The organism is Halobacteriovorax sp. RT-2-4 (assembly GCF_047085445.1).
In the GTDB taxonomy this organism is placed as follows: Bacteria; Bdellovibrionota; Bacteriovoracia; order Bacteriovoracales; family Bacteriovoracaceae; genus Halobacteriovorax_A.
Genome location: NZ_JBKIXY010000001.1, coordinates 66,948 through 82,333, shown reverse-complemented (window position 1 = coordinate 82,333; position 15,386 = coordinate 66,948). Strand labels below are relative to the sequence as shown.

Here is a 15,386-nt window from a genome sequence, read left to right as displayed (position 1 = left end):
TCTCCTAAATAGACATATCCACTCACGGTCCCCTGGCCTAACGTGGACAAAATAAAAAAGGGGATCAATTTGATCCCCGATATTTAACACAATGTTTCTTAAATTAGAAGTGAAGTCTGAAGTTTACAGAGTGAATTGTCGAGATTTTCACACCTTTTACTTCAGAAGTGATTGGTTGCTTAAGAGAATACATGAAATCCATGAATCCAAGCTTAACTCTTGGAGTTAGAGTTAGGTGTTCAGAGTCAACCATCCCTCTTACTGTAACAGCTAGTCTCTCCTTCCAAACATGGAACATTAGATCAGTACCAGCATAAACTCCATCAGCAAAATCATAACCATCTCTCATGTGGAAACCTACGAATGGACGAAGTCTCATATTTGAAAGATTAAAGCTATAATCTGTGTGCATACGGTAGCCAATTTCTGGCTCATACAATGGAAGATAACCTTCATCATTTTCAATCACTGTTGCAAGAGCAATATCTTGGATCTTAAACATCGTTCTGAAATTTGATAGCCAGTGGAAACCATAAGTAATGTCGGCCATCGCATAAAGAGTCATATTTTGATCAAGGTTTTCAGTATCAATTACATCACCGTCACCAGCAATTGCATCTTGATCAAGAACACGTCTTACGTCAGCTCTATATAAACCATATAGAGAAAATGAACCGAAGTGTCTCTCATTCTTATAATCAAAGTTTAAACCAGCAGTAACGTCTGCCTTAACATATGCATCGATAATTGGAGCAGTTGAACCTGAACCAGCAAATGGAATAGCTTCACCACCAAGGGCATCTCTTAGGGCCGTTTCTTCTTCAGTACTTAAACCTAGTGTCGCTGCTAAATCTGTAACATTTTGGTAACCCGCTGTACCACCGATAATGTCATTTAATACACCTTGTGTGATTTTATCTTGAAGAACTGTTTTAAGTTCAGCATCACCAGGAACTGCAGAGATGAAAGTATCAATCATGATATCCTCTTCACCAATTCCAATTAGTGATCCAACATTTACACCTAGCCTAACACTTGGACTAATTGTCCCTTTAAAAGCATTAAATGATGGAAGTGGAACACCTACTTCTACATTCAGTCTAAGGTTTTGTTCAGTATCAGCATAAGCTGAAAGAACATCAGCAGCTGCTTGATCTGGGTCAGCAGCATCTGAAGCATCAGATACATCACCAACAAGTTCCATTAGATCCGTATTAGCATAAACAGACATATCAATAAGAAAGTCATGTCCTGGTTCTCTTAGAAACTCTTGAGTTTGGAATTTGTCTTCCATTAGGCGAAAGCGTTCCTGTACATTGTAATCTGCATCGGCCGCAAAAGCCACTTGTCCTGCTAAGAGCGTAGCAAACGTCGCTCTTACTAAAAAAGATTTTTTCATCTATTTGTCCCCTTCCGTGGTTAAATCTTCTTAATTCTCTTTACCAATATTAACACGGAATCAATTCTAAAAATTAGTAGGAAAATTTATATAATCCCTTTAAAATAAAAAGGAATTTAATTGAAAATTAACAAAGGTTGACTATGCAAGTTGGTTTTATCCACAGCAACTCTAACGAAAATCAAGAAATCACAATCTCAAATAAAGAGTTTTTTTTTAAAGAAGAAAATAATGAACTCATTATTTCTGAAAACGGTGGTAGCATAAAAGTTCATGTCGATGACGATTGCCTAGTTTTAAAATTAATTCAAAAAATACAAGACGCTAAATTACAAGATACTCCACTGCAAGAAGGATCAACTTACTTCATGGAGATTGGAGAAAAACTTAGCTACAAAAGTAGCGAATTTAAACTCAAGTCTCTATCTCTTGAAAAACAACTTCCTGATGAATTTGATATTGCCTCAGCAAATGATGAGGATGATCTTGAATTTGATGACTTAAGTAATTTTGCCACGAATGAGCAAGAAGAAAGCGTTGAAGAAATAAAGGCCCAAACACAAGGGCATACACCTTCGTTTGAAATGACAAGTAGTGATATGCTTAATAGAGATGAGTCAGATGACGAATCAGATAGCGATGAAGATGATATCTCCTTTGTCATTGATACAAATGGTGATCAGCCTTCACAACCTCGAATGAAAGAAGACACTGACTCCTTAAGTATTACTCAAGTTCTAAACGTTGCCCGTCTTCAAAGTGCAGAGGCAGAGCAAAGTAAGAAGTCGGTAAAATCTAATGAACACGTAAGCCGACCACTTACGAGTCAAAAAAAGAAGAAAGCGAAGAAGAAAAAAAAGAGTACTAAATCAACGAATAAAGACTCTGATCTAAAACTTGGTGTTGCCCGTGACTACGAAGGTGCGAAGATCAGAAAAGCACAACAAAAAAAGAAAAAAATTAAACAGTCTGAAGGAAAACTAGTAGGCCCTTTTACTCGCTTCGTTAGTGCATTAACACTCGTCTTTGCAACAACGATAGTTTCAACTCAGATTGATGTTGAAGCAATAGAGAGCCTAAGTGACAAACTCGCAACTCTACTAAATTCAGAAATTGCAAAATTTGTCGAATTTAGTGTAAGCCCAGATATTGCAAAAATTGTAATTGTACTTTTTGGTATTCTATTTATTTCAAATTTAATTCTAAGTGTTTCACCAACCCTTTTTATTAGTGGTGCAACAACAACAGGATCATTTCTTACAAAAAGAGCAAAAGCTGTTCTTAGAACTCCACTAGATCTTATTGCTCACCTTATTCCATTATTTGAGCTCCCTGTTATCTTTGATTCACCATCTCTTAAAGAATTGATCACTCAAGGGCGAATTACTTATCGTATAAAGGGATTTAAGTTCATCTCACTTATCAACTTAGCAATCTTTACAATGCTAGTAATTGGTTATCCTATTATTCAGGAAAGCTTTTCGGACACGCCTGTTCCTAAACAAATCAATGTGCCAAAAGAGCTAGGTAAACGACCGCTGAAAATTAAAGAGGTTTTAGTTTCAAAAAAATTCTCTCAGGAAAATATTATCTTAAGAATTGCAGGGCAAAGGCCAAGCTACTTTATCATCAATAAAGAAACAGCAAATACATATGTTTTAAAATTAACAGATGAAATGTCGTTTAGAAATTTTCAAAAAAGCTTTAGCTCAATTCCATTCTTCAAGTATCGCTATCCTTATTTAAGCTCTTTCTATAAAGATGAAAAATCGAGCTATTTAACGCGAGAAGATTTTGGAAAATTATTTTGGGCCGGAGAGATCATCAAAGGACGATCGACAAAAGATTTAGTTCATGTTGACCTACTTGCCATTGGCCAATCAAAGAAGGCCTTTGCAGAGTTTAAAATGAACTATAAGCAATATCGTAACTTAAATAAATTCACGTCTTTCTATAGAAGCAATCTTGATGAAGTCTATCTCTATATTTCAGATGACTCAGTTATGCAATTCTCAAAGGTTGGCGGCAATATGAAATCAAGTGAACTTGAAGGCCTAACATTCTTAGCAAAGCCAAAAGTTAAGATTGAATATATTGATAGTGTTGAAAAGGCATTTCTCGGTACAAATAAATCAATTTTAATGAGTCAACTTGACGAGATCAATCAGCTCGTTTCAATTAAGGATAACGGAGAGAACCGTGCTTCATTTACAAAATTTGCCCGAGATCTGGCCAAATTTTTACAAGGTAGCACAAATACTGTTGGACAAGAAGCAGCAAAAGAAATATTAAAGCTAAGTACTTTAAATAATTAAAGTTAGTAGAAATATTTCAACAGTCGAGTTACGACAAAGGGTGATCTATGCGCATTCAAGATCAAGTCAAAGAACACTTCAAATTCAAAGTTGTCCACGAAGATAAGAATTCAGGAGCAAGAGCAGGTGTTATCACTACTCCTCATGGTGAAATTCCAACTCCAGTATTTATGCCAGTTGGTACGCACGGTGCAATTAAAGCACTACCACCAAACTTCCTAAAGGATCTGGACACTAAAATTATTCTTTCAAATACGTACCACCTTCACTTATCACCAGGTTCAAAACTGGTTGAAAAAGCAGGTGGACTACATAAGTTTATGAATTGGGATCGTCCAATTCTTACAGACTCAGGTGGATTCCAGGTTTTCTCACTTCAAAGAAAGGCCATTAAAGAAGAAGGAGCTGAGTTTAAGGACCATAAAGGTAAATCAATTATGCTCTCTCCAGAGACATCAATTCAAATCCAACAAGAGCTTGGATCAGATATCATGATGGCCTTTGATGAGTGTATTCCATACCCAGCGACTCGCGAGTATACAAAGAATTCAATCGATCGTACTCACCGCTGGCTAGATCGTTGTATTGATGCTTGGACAAATCCAAAGCAGGCCCTTTTTGGTATTATCCAAGGTTCTACTTACGATGATTATAGAGATGAGTGTCTTGATGAACTTGTTAAGCGCGATCTTCCAGGTTATGCCATTGGTGGTGTATCCGTAGGAGAAGGGCCTGAGCTTATGGAAAAAATCGTTAAGTACACAGGGCCTAAGATGCCAAAAGATAAACCACGCTACGTTATGGGCGTTGGTAATCCAGAAGACCTATGTATGATCTGGGAATATGGAATTGATATGAGTGACTGTATCATTCCAACAAAATTTGCACGTGGTGGAACGCTATTTACGAAACGTGGAAAGATTAGAATTCGTCACAAGAACTATCGTCGTGACTTCTTCCCTATTGAGCCAAATTGTAAGTGTTACTGTTGCCAGAACTTCACTCGTGCCTATGTTAAGCACCTTTTTGATTCAAATGAGATCCTAGGACAAGTTCTAGCGACAATGCACAATATTGAATTCTATAAGAATATGGCAGAAGAAGCTCGTGAAGCAATTTTAGATAATCGCTACAACGAGTGGAAAACTGAATTTTTAAAAAATTACAATAAAGATGATGGTGCTAAAAACTAAAAAATAAAACCATATAGAGGGACATTTCGGTGTCCCTTTTTCTTATAAACTTTTCACATTTCTAGACCCAAAAAATAATCTAAGCTAAAACCCTACTATGGGGAAGATCAAGATAATTCTTATACTTACATTGATATTGTTTTCTAATCTAACAATGGCCAAACGCTACGTTGGTGGAGATGAATGGAGTAGGCCAAGGGTTACAAAGAAGCTCTTTCAAACACTTGATACAAACACAAAGAGCTTAGTTCTTCGTACCGCCAAGGTCGTTAACAAAATAAAGAGAAAAATTGGAACTGCTTTTCTTTACCAAGAAGAACTTGAGCATTATATCTTTCTCACTAATTATCATGTAATAAGTGGCGAGAAAGAATGTAGCGAATCCTCCCTTTTACTCATTAATGAAGGCCACAATAAGATAGTAGCAAAGTGTGATCGTGTTATAAGCATAGGCTCAATTAAATCAGGTAGCGATTATCTTTACTTTCGAATTAAGAAAAGTGAGAAGCTAAACTTTCTCTCAAAACTTCCATCGCTTAATACTAAATTTTCAAATCCTGTAGCTGGAGATCCTCTCGTAACTGTTGGTTTTGGTGGTGGCAAGGCCGATCTGAGAAGGTATGATGCTAAGATAGCACAAGATACTGACTGCATTTATCTTACAGGGAATATGGATATTAGATTCAACAAGGATAAGGTAAGAGATGTTTTCTTTACTGCCTGTGATGCTCAATCCGGAGATTCCGGAAGTGCTATTATGAATCGAGATACAGGAGAGATCATCGGACTCTTCTTTGGTGTAGCTGATCAAAATAGAAAGAATCCTCTATCAACCCAAGAGATTTGGGATAACCTAGGAAGCGATTACTTAGAGTTTTACACTAACTCTTCCATGTCAATTGATCTAAGAGCGATTTCTTTGAAATAAAAAAGGAGCACTTAGTACTCCCTTTTCTTTATTAATTAATTATTTGCTTGATTAACAGCGCTTGAAATAATTTTGGTTAGCTTTTGTAGATCTTCAAATTTCACATTATGGAAAAGAGAAATTCTAAATTGATTCTTTCCTAACTTTCTGTACGAATCAATTCCGTTAACTGCATTTTGTTGCTCAAGTACTTTAATGAGTGCTGCAGCTTCATACTTATCATCGATATTAATCGTCGCAACAGAAGTTGAACGATACTTCTCATCAGAAACGTATGTCTCAAGAAAGCTTTCTTCCTTTGCCCAGCCGTAAATCATATCAGCTTTCTTGCGTGCAAGTTCTACTGCATTCTTTTCTCCGCCTTGAGAATTCATAAGCTTTACCTGCTCATTTAAGTAGAAAAGAGTTGAGATACTTGGTGTATTATAAGTTTGATTCTTAAGAGAGTTATCAATAGCAACAGTCCAATCCATAATACCAGGAATATAGCGATCAGTCTTTGCAATCTCTGCAGCACGCTTTAGTGCTTTCGGTGACATAATAGCGACAAAGAGACCACCTTCAGATGCGAAAACTTTTTGCGGTGAAAAGAAATAGCAGTCTACTTTAGTTAGATCAAGAGGAATTTGCCCTGCACCACTTGTTGCATCCACAGCGACAAGTGTCTCATCATTAACACTTGGGATTGTCGTCGTTTGAACACCTGTAGAAGTTTCATTAAGAGTAAAACAAATCATGTCAGCATCAGCATGAGCATCTGAGCCTTGTGGCTCACAACCTTGGCCATACTCACTTGCAATTTCCTGTGCTTCAATCCATGGAATTGCATGATGTGACTTAAACCATTTATTTGAGAATTCACCACATGTGTAGTGAACACTTTTTTTATTAACGAGACCAAGACCGATCATATCGAAAAGAAAAGTTGCTCCACCGTTTCCTAAAACGACTTCATAACCTTCAGGTAAGTTGTAGAAATTTTTTAATCCCTCTTGTACTTCTTTTACAAGATTTTTCACTGCCGGTTTTCTGTGAGAAGTCCCAAGTAGCGTTGCTTTTGTATCAGCAAGTCTTTGAACGAATTCAGTTGGAACAAGTGATGGCCCAACACCAAAGCGTGGATCACTAGGAATTAATTCATTAGGTATCTTATAATTTTCGAACATATTTAAAATCCTTTTTAAGTTTCTTTAAATCTCTTGGCATTTTAAATAAAATGCCAGTATTTGGAAACAAATAAGAAGTTGTCAAAGCTTGAAAACTTCTTAACAATTATTACATGAAAGCAGCCCATTCTTTACTTCTGTGCATTATATGCATACTTCCATTTTCTATAAAGGCACAGGAACTTAATATTCCTGGCGAGTTCTCACTTGGTGTTGGGAATTTGACGAAATACGTCGGTAAAATTCAAACCGATATTGATGGCGGGAGAAATTACTTCACTTTCAATCCATTTATCAGGGCCAATTATCGCACAGATATTGCTTGGGAAAAAAAGCTAAATATTGAAACAGGTTTAACTCTTCCAAAATCGAGTGAAGATAGTGCAGTAACTGTTACAAACCTTTGGATTCATGCACTTATCGAACACACCTTCAATCAAAGCTTTAGAGTACAAGCAGGAGTTGGTATTTTCTTTACCTACACAGCAATGGATGGAAAAATGCAAACTCTTGGCAATGGAACATCAACACAACAATTCTACACACCGGATGATTACCAAACAGCAGTTAATAATATTGTCATTCTTGGTGCAGATTACCTCTTCAATAAGACTTACTTTGTAAATGGACAATTAAGCGTCTTCAACCTTGAAGATGGTGATGAGCGCGCATTTAGTTATGCATTATCTCTTAACTATACTTTTGGAAATAATTAATGAAATTTATAATAAGCTTACTTCTTTCAACATACACCTTAGCATTTACGATCAACGCAAATATTCCTATTCGCTTTGCAAGTCCAGAAATTCGTGTCGATATAGCGGATAATGCTTGCGCAAATATTACAGACTCTGCTGATGAAATCATGGATATGGTAGAGATTGCAGTTAGTGATTATTGGAATAAGATTGCGACAAGTAGTTTACACCTAAAAGGTGGCGATATCTTAACGGTTAACAATGATTATACAACTGAACAAATCTGTGCTGCAGGAGAAGCTGGTTGTGTCAGCCAAGTACCAAGTACTAACACACAGATTCTGATCGTTTGTAATAGTAATAATACAGTTTTTACTTCCACAGGAATTTTAGCTGTAACACTACCAAATAATCTAAACGGAACAGTTATCCAAGGCTCTGTCATTGGCCTAAATGACATTGCAGGAACTCGCTACAACGACCAGACAAGGGCCCAGAAGATTGCTCTTTTTGCCCATGAAATCGGACATGCCTTTGGCCTTGGCCACTCTTCAAAAGAAAGCTCACTTATGTACTTTAGAAACCTCACAGGTAGAGAAACGATTGGGCAAGACGATTGGGATGGTGCCACTTACCTTTATCCTAAGGAACAAATACCAATGTGTGGCTCAATTGCACCGATAAAAGATAGTGCCAAGTATGATGGCCATATTTATGAGGATATTGAGAAAAAGATAAGTACGGAATTTTCTGAACACCCGCCAGCAAAGGATTCCGCCGCCTTGATCGCAGGGCTGTGCATGCTATTATTGGTCTTAGTTTCAACAAAGAGATTTGCGCAAGCAAAAATTTATTAACAAAAGATAATATTTACTAAAGTATTATCACTAAGTACCGATAATCACATTATGGAATCAAAGTCAGGTAAATTTATTATTGGAATTCTCATTATTTTCTTATTTAAGATTGCTGTTGCAGATAATATGAGGGATTCCAAGTCGCAAAAAGTAACAATTTCAGTTCTTAAGTAAGTGCTAATTTCGTAAAGTGCTCTCCTCTTTTGACGTAATTTGCATACTGATCAAAAGAAGGAAACGCTGGAGAAAATAGAACGACACTTGTGCTAAAGCCTGCTTTAAAAATCTCATCCAAATTTTCAAAATACTCAGATTCAATTTCAAAATTTGATTCACTTAGAACCTTTCCAGATTCACCAAAGAAGAGAATCTTCTTAATCTGACTCTTAAAAGGAAGAAGCTTCTCAAGCTGGTTATCACCATGACCACGAAGCTGACCGCCAATGATCAGCTCAACTTCCCCTAACTCCTTCACACCGTTTAAGGCCGTAAGAGTTGCCTCCCAATTTGTGGACTTGGCATCATTAAAGAAATAGCGTCCTTCTTGCGTGTGTCTTATCATCTGCAAGCGGTATTCCACACCACCAAAGACTTCACAGGCATTTTGAAATGCCTTGATATTGCCAGTAAAGGCATCCCACATAAGATAGACAAAGTATGTATTGACGAGATTGTGTTCACCGTAGATTTTAAGTGAACCAATATCAATAACCTCAGAAAGCTCTTCTTTAACCTTAGCAATAGAGAGATCAAGTTGATGCTCGTTGCGAATTGGGTATTCATTTTTAACTTCTAAATTATTCGGTAAGAATCCAATTCCTTCATTGGCCATATTCTTAAAGATTTCGAATTTATCAAGTGCATATGATCTTAGATCATCATAGCGTTCACCGTGGCTGAAAGTCAGGTTTAAGATTCCCGCAACATCACACTGAAATTCTTCAATGAGATTTAGTTGAAAACTTGAAAGCTCTAGAATAATACCTTGGGCAGGTTCACGCTCTCCACTCATGCGCTCATAGATATAGTCACAAAATGGTGTTCCAATATTACCACCAACAAAGTAGTCACCAGTTGGATCCTGCTTGCCACATTCTTCAAGGAAAGAGACAACTGTTGTCTTACCATTTGTTCCTGTCACTCCAAGAATTGGTGCATCAGCAAATTTATAAGCAAGTTCAATTTCACACCATATTGGGCATGATGCTTTTGAAAATAATGGCAACTCCTTAGACATCCCCGGTGAGAGAATAATCAGATCCATCTCCCCTAGCATATCGGCAGCTTCATCTTGAGGAAGTCTCGCCTTAATACACGTCGAATCTTCAAAGGCAGGCCACTTATCAATAGGTCCTTGATTAACTAAATAAATATCCTTACCTAGGAAGGCCAGCAAGCGAAGTGCTGAAACTCCAGAAACCCCAAGGCCTACAACAGCTATCTTATTATACTTATTTAACGATTCATTGATGATCATATGACTATTACCTTCCAAAATATGGATAAAAGTGCTACATTGCTGTGCATGAATTATCAGCAGCTTTTTTTAAATCTTGCCACTATTTTAAGGCCATACACTAAGCTATGGCAAAGAGAAGTTCTCCAAGCATGGCGCGCTGGAGAAATCGACGAGCTGTATCCTGAAGAATTCCTCACACCTCTAAAAAAGCTTACTCACGAAGAACTCTATGAGATGGACTGTCTTCGCGATTACTCGAAATTAGAAGATGGCCCCTTAAAAACTTTACTATGCTCTCTTAGAGAAAATGAAGTTTATGAAACGGTGGATGAAGAACTCATTCGCGGCGTGGATGAGCTTCCGAGTTGGGCATTTAATAAAGTTAAGGGAAAGAAGCAAGACGAAATTTTAATCATTGCAAATTTTCTTAAGAAACTTAGAAATAAGGAAGGCGATTTTAAGCATACTGTTGATATTGGCGGTGGTGTTGGTCATCTTTCGCGCACCCTTGCCCACTACTTTGGCATGGAAATGATTAGCCTTGATATTAATAGTGAATTTCAAGAAATTGGAAAAAATCGTTTAAAAAAGTACCCAAGGCCAGACCTGGCAAAGGACGTAAACTTCATCAATCATGATTTTAGTATTGATCTTGATGGAGATGAGAATGCGCGTATTTTTTGTAATGACTCTTTCTCCCTAGGACTTCACACTTGTGGCTCTCTTGCGGTTAAGCATATGCAGGTGGCAAGTAGAAATCAAACTCGTGGACTTCTAAATTTTGGTTGTTGCTATAATAAACTTGAACCAAGTAAGCATATTAATATTTCAAATTATGCAAAAGAAATTGGGCCACTAGAGCTTGAGAGTAATAGCTTAACTTTGGCAACTCGCGGCCATCAAAGCATGAGCCTCGAAGAATTCGAGCAAAAGAAAAAAGTTAAGAACTATCGCTATTGCCTTCAAATCTACATTGATAGTGTACTAGGAAGTGATATTGATGTGATCTCAATTGGTGATGCTCATAAAAGACTCTATGCTAAATCCTTTAGTGAATACGCTATTTCAAAGCTAACAGAAAACAATATTCCAATTAATTTAACAGCACAGCAACTTGATGAACTCTATGCAAAAAATCAAGAGTTATTAGAAAAGCTCTTCTTTGCCAATATTGTTCGCTGGCAGTTTGGCCGTGCTCTTGAGCTTTACCTTCTCTATGATCGTGCTATCATGTTACAAGAGCGAGGCAAAGAAGCAAAACTAATGGCATTCTTCAATGAAGTAGAGTCCCCTCGAAATATTGGAATTTGGTATCATGAACGTAAGCAATCATAGAGATAAAAAGACAGTACTTATCACGGGCGCAACAACAGGTATGGGTAAGGCCTTTGCTGACTATTTTGCCTCTCTTGGATACGACCTCTATCTTCATGGCCGAAACCTTACTCTTCTCGATCAAAATGCTAAAGAGTACCGAGAGAAATACCAAGTAAATTGTGAGATCATTATTAAGGATCTGTGCGAAAGTGAAGCTTGTGAATACGTAATCTCTAAGATCAAAGAACCTTTGTCATACCTTGTTAATAATGCAGGCTTTGGAGTAGCTGGAAAATATCCTGAAACAGATATTGAAAAACAAGTAAGCATGCAAAGAGTACATGTCGAAGTACCAATGCGCTTAAGCCATCACTTTTTACAGCAAAAAGAAGAACTTAAAATAATCAATATCGCTTCACTCTATGCCTTCTTCCCTGTTCCAAGACAAAGTGTCTATGCGGCCTCAAAGAGCATGATTCATTCATTTAGCTTGGCCCTAGGAAGAGATCTTAGCGGGACAAACAAACAAGTTATTTCAGTTTGCCCTGGACTTGTTTACACTCAATTTCGAATTAACCAAGGCAAGGCCGAAAAGCAGCACTTCAGTGGTATTTCATCAGAGCAAGTGGTGAATGAGACGATAGGCGCACTTAGCAAAAACAAATTTTATATTGTCCCAGGTTTTCTAAACAAAATCTTCAAAACCCTATTAACCACTATACCTCACACACTTACACTGAGAATAATTGAGCGCGTCAACACAGGGCGTGGTTACTAAAAATACCTTACACCTCTAGTCAGATATACATTTCCCTATTAAACTAGGGCCCACACAACACACAAATTTTTGAAAATTAAGAGGACTCCATGCAAACAACAACTGTTAATATCAATGATATTAAACTTAATAGTGAATACCTAAGAACAAATACTGATGTTGATACATTAAAAATCAGTATCGAAAATATTGGTCTAATTAATCCTCTAACAATTAATAAAGATAATGAATTACTAGCAGGTGCTAGAAGATATCAAGCACTCAAAGAACTCGGTATTGAAGAGATTCCTGTTCACGTAGTTGATAGACAAAGCCTTGAGCAAGAACTTATTTCAATTGATGAAAACTTAGTGAGAAGACCACTTGATAAACTTGAATTTGAAAAGTGCCTTAATCGTGGGCGCGAAATATTTGAAGAGCTTAATCCGACAGCGACTAAGATTGAAGTTGATGTAATCGCAACAACAACAGAAGAGAAGAAGCTGGAAAAAGCTAAAGAAGAGCAAGATCAAGATTCATTTGCTGCCATTACTGCACAAAAGACTGGTCTTTCAAAGAGTGTTATTAAAGGAGCAATCAAAAGAGATGCTCTTGCTTCAGAACATGTTAAGAAAGCACGCCAGCTTGGTCACATCAATGCAAGTGTAACAAATGAAATCATCAAATTAGACAAGGAAGTGCAAGATAGCGTTCTTCCAATGATTGCAGATAAGACAGTAAAAGAAGTAAAGCAAATCGTTGCAGCTGCAAAACGAGGTGGAGTTCAAGAAGCAGAACAGGAAATGGAGACAATGGAGCCATTACCAGCTGAATACGCACACCTTAGAAACCTATCAAAGAGAATGAATAAAAACCTTACTCGAATTCTTTTAGAAGAATTAACTTATGAAGGTAAAGAAGCAGACTCAATTATGAAAGAGCTTAGAAAGATGCAAGAAAATCTTGAGCGCTTTTTTAACATGGGAACGACATCAAATCATACATCTTCTGCAGAAGTACAAGATGAAGATATCGTGGCGGAGCCTACAGTTGTACTTGAAGAAGGACAACAAGAGTTCAATCCTGAATATTCTCTTTAATAAAAACCACTTTACAAAAAATTGACAATATAACGCTTTAAGCAGATGACGAATTACTTGGTCATCTGTTTAAAGTTTCGTTATGATTATTGTCATGAAATTAATCAAAGAAAACACTCTCTTCATTATGTGGATTGTTGCAGTACTTGCAACAGCTGGCTCGCTATTTTTTAGTGTGATCATGGAATTTGTTCCATGTGCACTTTGTTGGTGGCAAAGAATTGCAATGTATCCTCTTGCGGCCATATTATTAATTGGCTTCTATCAAGATGATAAGCGCAGCATACTTTATAGTGCACCATTCATTTTTGCAGGCTGGCTCATTTCGATTTATCACAATCTTGTCCAGCTTAAAGTCATTCCTGAAAGCGCTAGCCCATGTGTTAGTGGTGTGCCGTGTTCAGAAAAATGGATTAATTGGTTTGGTTTCATCTCAATCCCAATGCTGGCATTCTTTGCTTTTACAATTTTATTATCACTATTCTTATTAGAAATTTATAACAACAAGGAATTTTTAAATGCAAAAAAGTCATAAGATCATAGCTGCGATTATTACAGTTATTGCAGTATTTGCTATTAGTGCAACATTTTACAAGAAACAGCAGGCGGCCAAACTAGGCTTTATGGCCAATGAAAACCACAAGCTATTTGTACGTGATTACTCTCCATCAATGGGACCAGATAATGCAAAGGTTGTTCTCGTAGAATTTCTAGATCCGGAATGTGAATCATGTCGTGCGTTTTCTCCATATGTAAAAGAAATCATGAATAAATATGAAGGTAAGGTAAAACTAGTCGTTCGCTACGCTGCATTTCATAAGAACTCTGCATATGCAATCTCAATTTTAGAAGCCGCAAGAAAACAAGGAAAGTATTGGGAAACACTTGATCTATTATTTAAAAGTCAGCCAGCATGGGGAAATCATCATAACCCGAGACCAGATCTTATTTGGAACTACCTTACAACTCTTGATTTAGATATCGACAAAATTAAGAGTGATATGCATGATCCAAAGTTTATGGAATGGATTAGACAAGATGCTGAAGACGGTAAGGCCCTTGGAGTTCGTGGTACACCAACATTTTTTATCAACGGCAAGCCACTAGAGCGCTTTAGCTACCAACAACTTGAATTACAGATCCGAGAAGAATTAAATAAATAACATGCATACATTTGCCAACTCCCACTTTCTAAAATTAATTGAAGATAGTGGGAGTGCATGCCCTCAAAGAGGCTGGGAGCCTGTCCACATTGAGGGAGAAAATAATCAACTCATCTCCTATATAAAATCTCACAGCTATGGTGAATATATCTTTGATTGGGCCTGGGCAGATCTTTATCACCGTATGGGAATTGAATACTACCCAAAACTAATTCATGCCATCCCTTTTACACCAGTAAATAATAGTAAATTCACTCAAGAATTTGATAGTAAACTTCTAACGAAGTCTTTTGATATGTATCAAGGACTCGAGCTATCAAGTGAGCACTACTACTTTACAGATGAGAGCTATCTTGAACTTAAGGAGCTTGGTTTTTTTAAGCAAATCACAACACAGTATCATTTTATTAACGAATTCGAATCGTTTGACGACTATCTTTCTAAACTTAAAAAGAATAAAAGAAAGAGTATTAAGAAAGAGCGCAAGGCCTGTCACTCTTACGATATTGAGATAAAAAAAGTTTTCGCTAAAGAGCTTTCATCAGATGAGCTTAAGCAAATTTATGGTTTATATCTAACAACAATTGATAAGAAATCGGCTTACGCCTATCTTACACTTGCCTTCTTCTTAGGTTTAAACACACTAGATAATTGTTTTTTTCACCTCGCCTATAAAGAAGACTCAATTATTGCAATGGCGCTCTTTTTTGAATCTGAAACAAAACTCTACGGACGCTACTGGGGAATTCACCCTCTACACCAACACAATTTCGAATTTCTCCACTTTGAAATGTGTTACTACAAAGCAATTGAGTATACGATTGAAAATAACCTAGCGATCTTTGAAGCTGGTGCTCAAGGAGAACAAAAGCTCTATCGTGGCTTTAGGCCAGTGGAGATTGAGTCATGGCACCATTTAAAAAATGTACAATTACATGAAGCGATTGCCAATCATGTACATAATCAAAACTTGAGTGTGAAAAAATATCATGAGGATTTAAAGGGACTACTTCCTTTCAAAAGTAGTCCCTAAG

15 protein-coding genes are annotated in these 15,386 nt (G+C 37.0%); 12 read left to right on the top strand and 3 right to left on the bottom strand.

What is annotated here, in order from left to right:
* Nucleotides 1-103: 103 nt before the first annotated feature.
* Nucleotides 104-1,399, bottom strand: coding sequence for a hypothetical protein (locus ACMAYL_RS00365; RefSeq protein WP_412462519.1), 1,296 nt, complete (start codon nucleotides 1,397-1,399; stop codon nucleotides 104-106).
* Nucleotides 1,400-1,542: 143 nt separating this feature from the next.
* Here ACMAYL_RS00365 and ACMAYL_RS00360 point away from each other — a divergent pair, with 143 nt between their 5' ends.
* From ACMAYL_RS00360 to ACMAYL_RS00350, 3 genes are all read left to right on the top strand, one after another.
* The gene (locus ACMAYL_RS00360; protein ID WP_412469449.1) at nucleotides 1,543-3,714 is read left to right on the top strand and encodes a hypothetical protein; all 2,172 of its coding nucleotides are present in this window, start codon (nucleotides 1,543-1,545) and stop codon (nucleotides 3,712-3,714) included.
* 47 nt (nucleotides 3,715-3,761) lie between these two features.
* Nucleotides 3,762-4,907: a tRNA guanosine(34) transglycosylase Tgt gene (gene tgt, locus ACMAYL_RS00355; RefSeq protein ID WP_103217014.1), complete on the top strand. Its 1,146-nt coding sequence runs from the start codon at nucleotides 3,762-3,764 to the stop codon at nucleotides 4,905-4,907.
* Between the two features lie 97 nt (nucleotides 4,908-5,004).
* A complete protein-coding gene (locus tag ACMAYL_RS00350; RefSeq protein ID WP_412470562.1) occupies nucleotides 5,005-5,835 on the top strand; it encodes a S1 family peptidase in 831 nt (276 codons plus the stop codon).
* A 35-nt stretch (nucleotides 5,836-5,870) separates the two neighbouring features.
* Here the strand turns inward: ACMAYL_RS00350 and ACMAYL_RS00345 are convergent, their stop codons facing one another.
* On the bottom strand, nucleotides 5,871-7,001 hold the full coding sequence (locus ACMAYL_RS00345; protein ID WP_412470561.1) for an aminotransferase class V-fold PLP-dependent enzyme: 1,131 nt from the start codon (nucleotides 6,999-7,001) through the stop codon (nucleotides 5,871-5,873).
* Nucleotides 7,002-7,114: 113 nt separating this feature from the next.
* Between ACMAYL_RS00345 and ACMAYL_RS00340 the strand changes: the two genes are divergently transcribed.
* The 3 genes from ACMAYL_RS00340 to ACMAYL_RS00330 are packed head-to-tail and all read left to right on the top strand — an operon-like array spanning nucleotide 7,115 to nucleotide 8,730.
* Nucleotides 7,115-7,717, top strand: a complete 603-nt coding sequence (locus ACMAYL_RS00340) for a hypothetical protein (RefSeq protein WP_412470560.1) — start codon at nucleotides 7,115-7,117, stop codon at nucleotides 7,715-7,717.
* A complete protein-coding gene (locus ACMAYL_RS00335; RefSeq protein WP_392992198.1) occupies nucleotides 7,717-8,556 on the top strand; it encodes a matrixin family metalloprotease in 840 nt (279 codons plus the stop codon). The genes ACMAYL_RS00340 and ACMAYL_RS00335 overlap by 1 nt, the downstream gene beginning before the upstream one ends.
* A gap of 51 nt (nucleotides 8,557-8,607) precedes the next feature.
* A complete protein-coding gene (locus ACMAYL_RS00330) occupies nucleotides 8,608-8,730 on the top strand; it encodes a hypothetical protein (protein WP_255407609.1) in 123 nt (40 codons plus the stop codon).
* Here the strand turns inward: ACMAYL_RS00330 and murD are convergent.
* Nucleotides 8,723-10,033 carry a UDP-N-acetylmuramoyl-L-alanine--D-glutamate ligase gene (murD, locus tag ACMAYL_RS00325; RefSeq protein ID WP_412469447.1) on the bottom strand — a complete coding sequence of 437 codons (1,311 nt, stop codon included), beginning with the start codon at nucleotides 10,031-10,033 and terminating at the stop codon, nucleotides 8,723-8,725. The genes ACMAYL_RS00330 and murD overlap by 8 nt on opposite strands.
* A 48-nt stretch (nucleotides 10,034-10,081) precedes the next feature.
* Here murD and ACMAYL_RS00320 point away from each other — a divergent pair, with 48 nt between their 5' ends.
* The 6 genes from ACMAYL_RS00320 to ACMAYL_RS00295 all read left to right on the top strand — a co-directional run bounded on the left by ACMAYL_RS00320 (nucleotide 10,082) and on the right by ACMAYL_RS00295 (nucleotide 15,385).
* The gene (locus ACMAYL_RS00320; protein WP_392992202.1) at nucleotides 10,082-11,350 is read left to right on the top strand and encodes a methyltransferase; all 1,269 of its coding nucleotides are present in this window, start codon (nucleotides 10,082-10,084) and stop codon (nucleotides 11,348-11,350) included.
* A complete protein-coding gene (locus tag ACMAYL_RS00315; RefSeq protein WP_103217007.1) occupies nucleotides 11,331-12,110 on the top strand; it encodes an SDR family NAD(P)-dependent oxidoreductase in 780 nt (259 codons plus the stop codon). The genes ACMAYL_RS00320 and ACMAYL_RS00315 overlap by 20 nt, the downstream gene beginning before the upstream one ends.
* Before the next feature lie 89 nt (nucleotides 12,111-12,199).
* Complete coding sequence (locus tag ACMAYL_RS00310) at nucleotides 12,200-13,189, top strand: ParB/RepB/Spo0J family partition protein (RefSeq protein WP_412470559.1); 990 nt, start codon at nucleotides 12,200-12,202, stop codon at nucleotides 13,187-13,189.
* A gap of 94 nt (nucleotides 13,190-13,283) precedes the next feature.
* Nucleotides 13,284-13,724, top strand: coding sequence for a disulfide oxidoreductase (locus tag ACMAYL_RS00305; RefSeq protein WP_103217559.1), 441 nt, complete (start codon nucleotides 13,284-13,286; stop codon nucleotides 13,722-13,724).
* Nucleotides 13,708-14,352 carry a DsbA family protein gene (locus ACMAYL_RS00300; RefSeq protein ID WP_233189690.1) on the top strand — a complete coding sequence of 215 codons (645 nt, stop codon included), beginning with the start codon at nucleotides 13,708-13,710 and terminating at the stop codon, nucleotides 14,350-14,352. Before ACMAYL_RS00305 ends, ACMAYL_RS00300 begins: the two co-directional genes overlap by 17 nt.
* A gap of 1 nt (nucleotide 14,353) precedes the next feature.
* Nucleotides 14,354-15,385: a peptidogalycan biosysnthesis protein gene (locus tag ACMAYL_RS00295; RefSeq protein ID WP_412462514.1), complete on the top strand. Its 1,032-nt coding sequence runs from the start codon at nucleotides 14,354-14,356 to the stop codon at nucleotides 15,383-15,385.
* The last annotated feature ends 1 nt before the right edge of the window (nucleotide 15,386 follow it).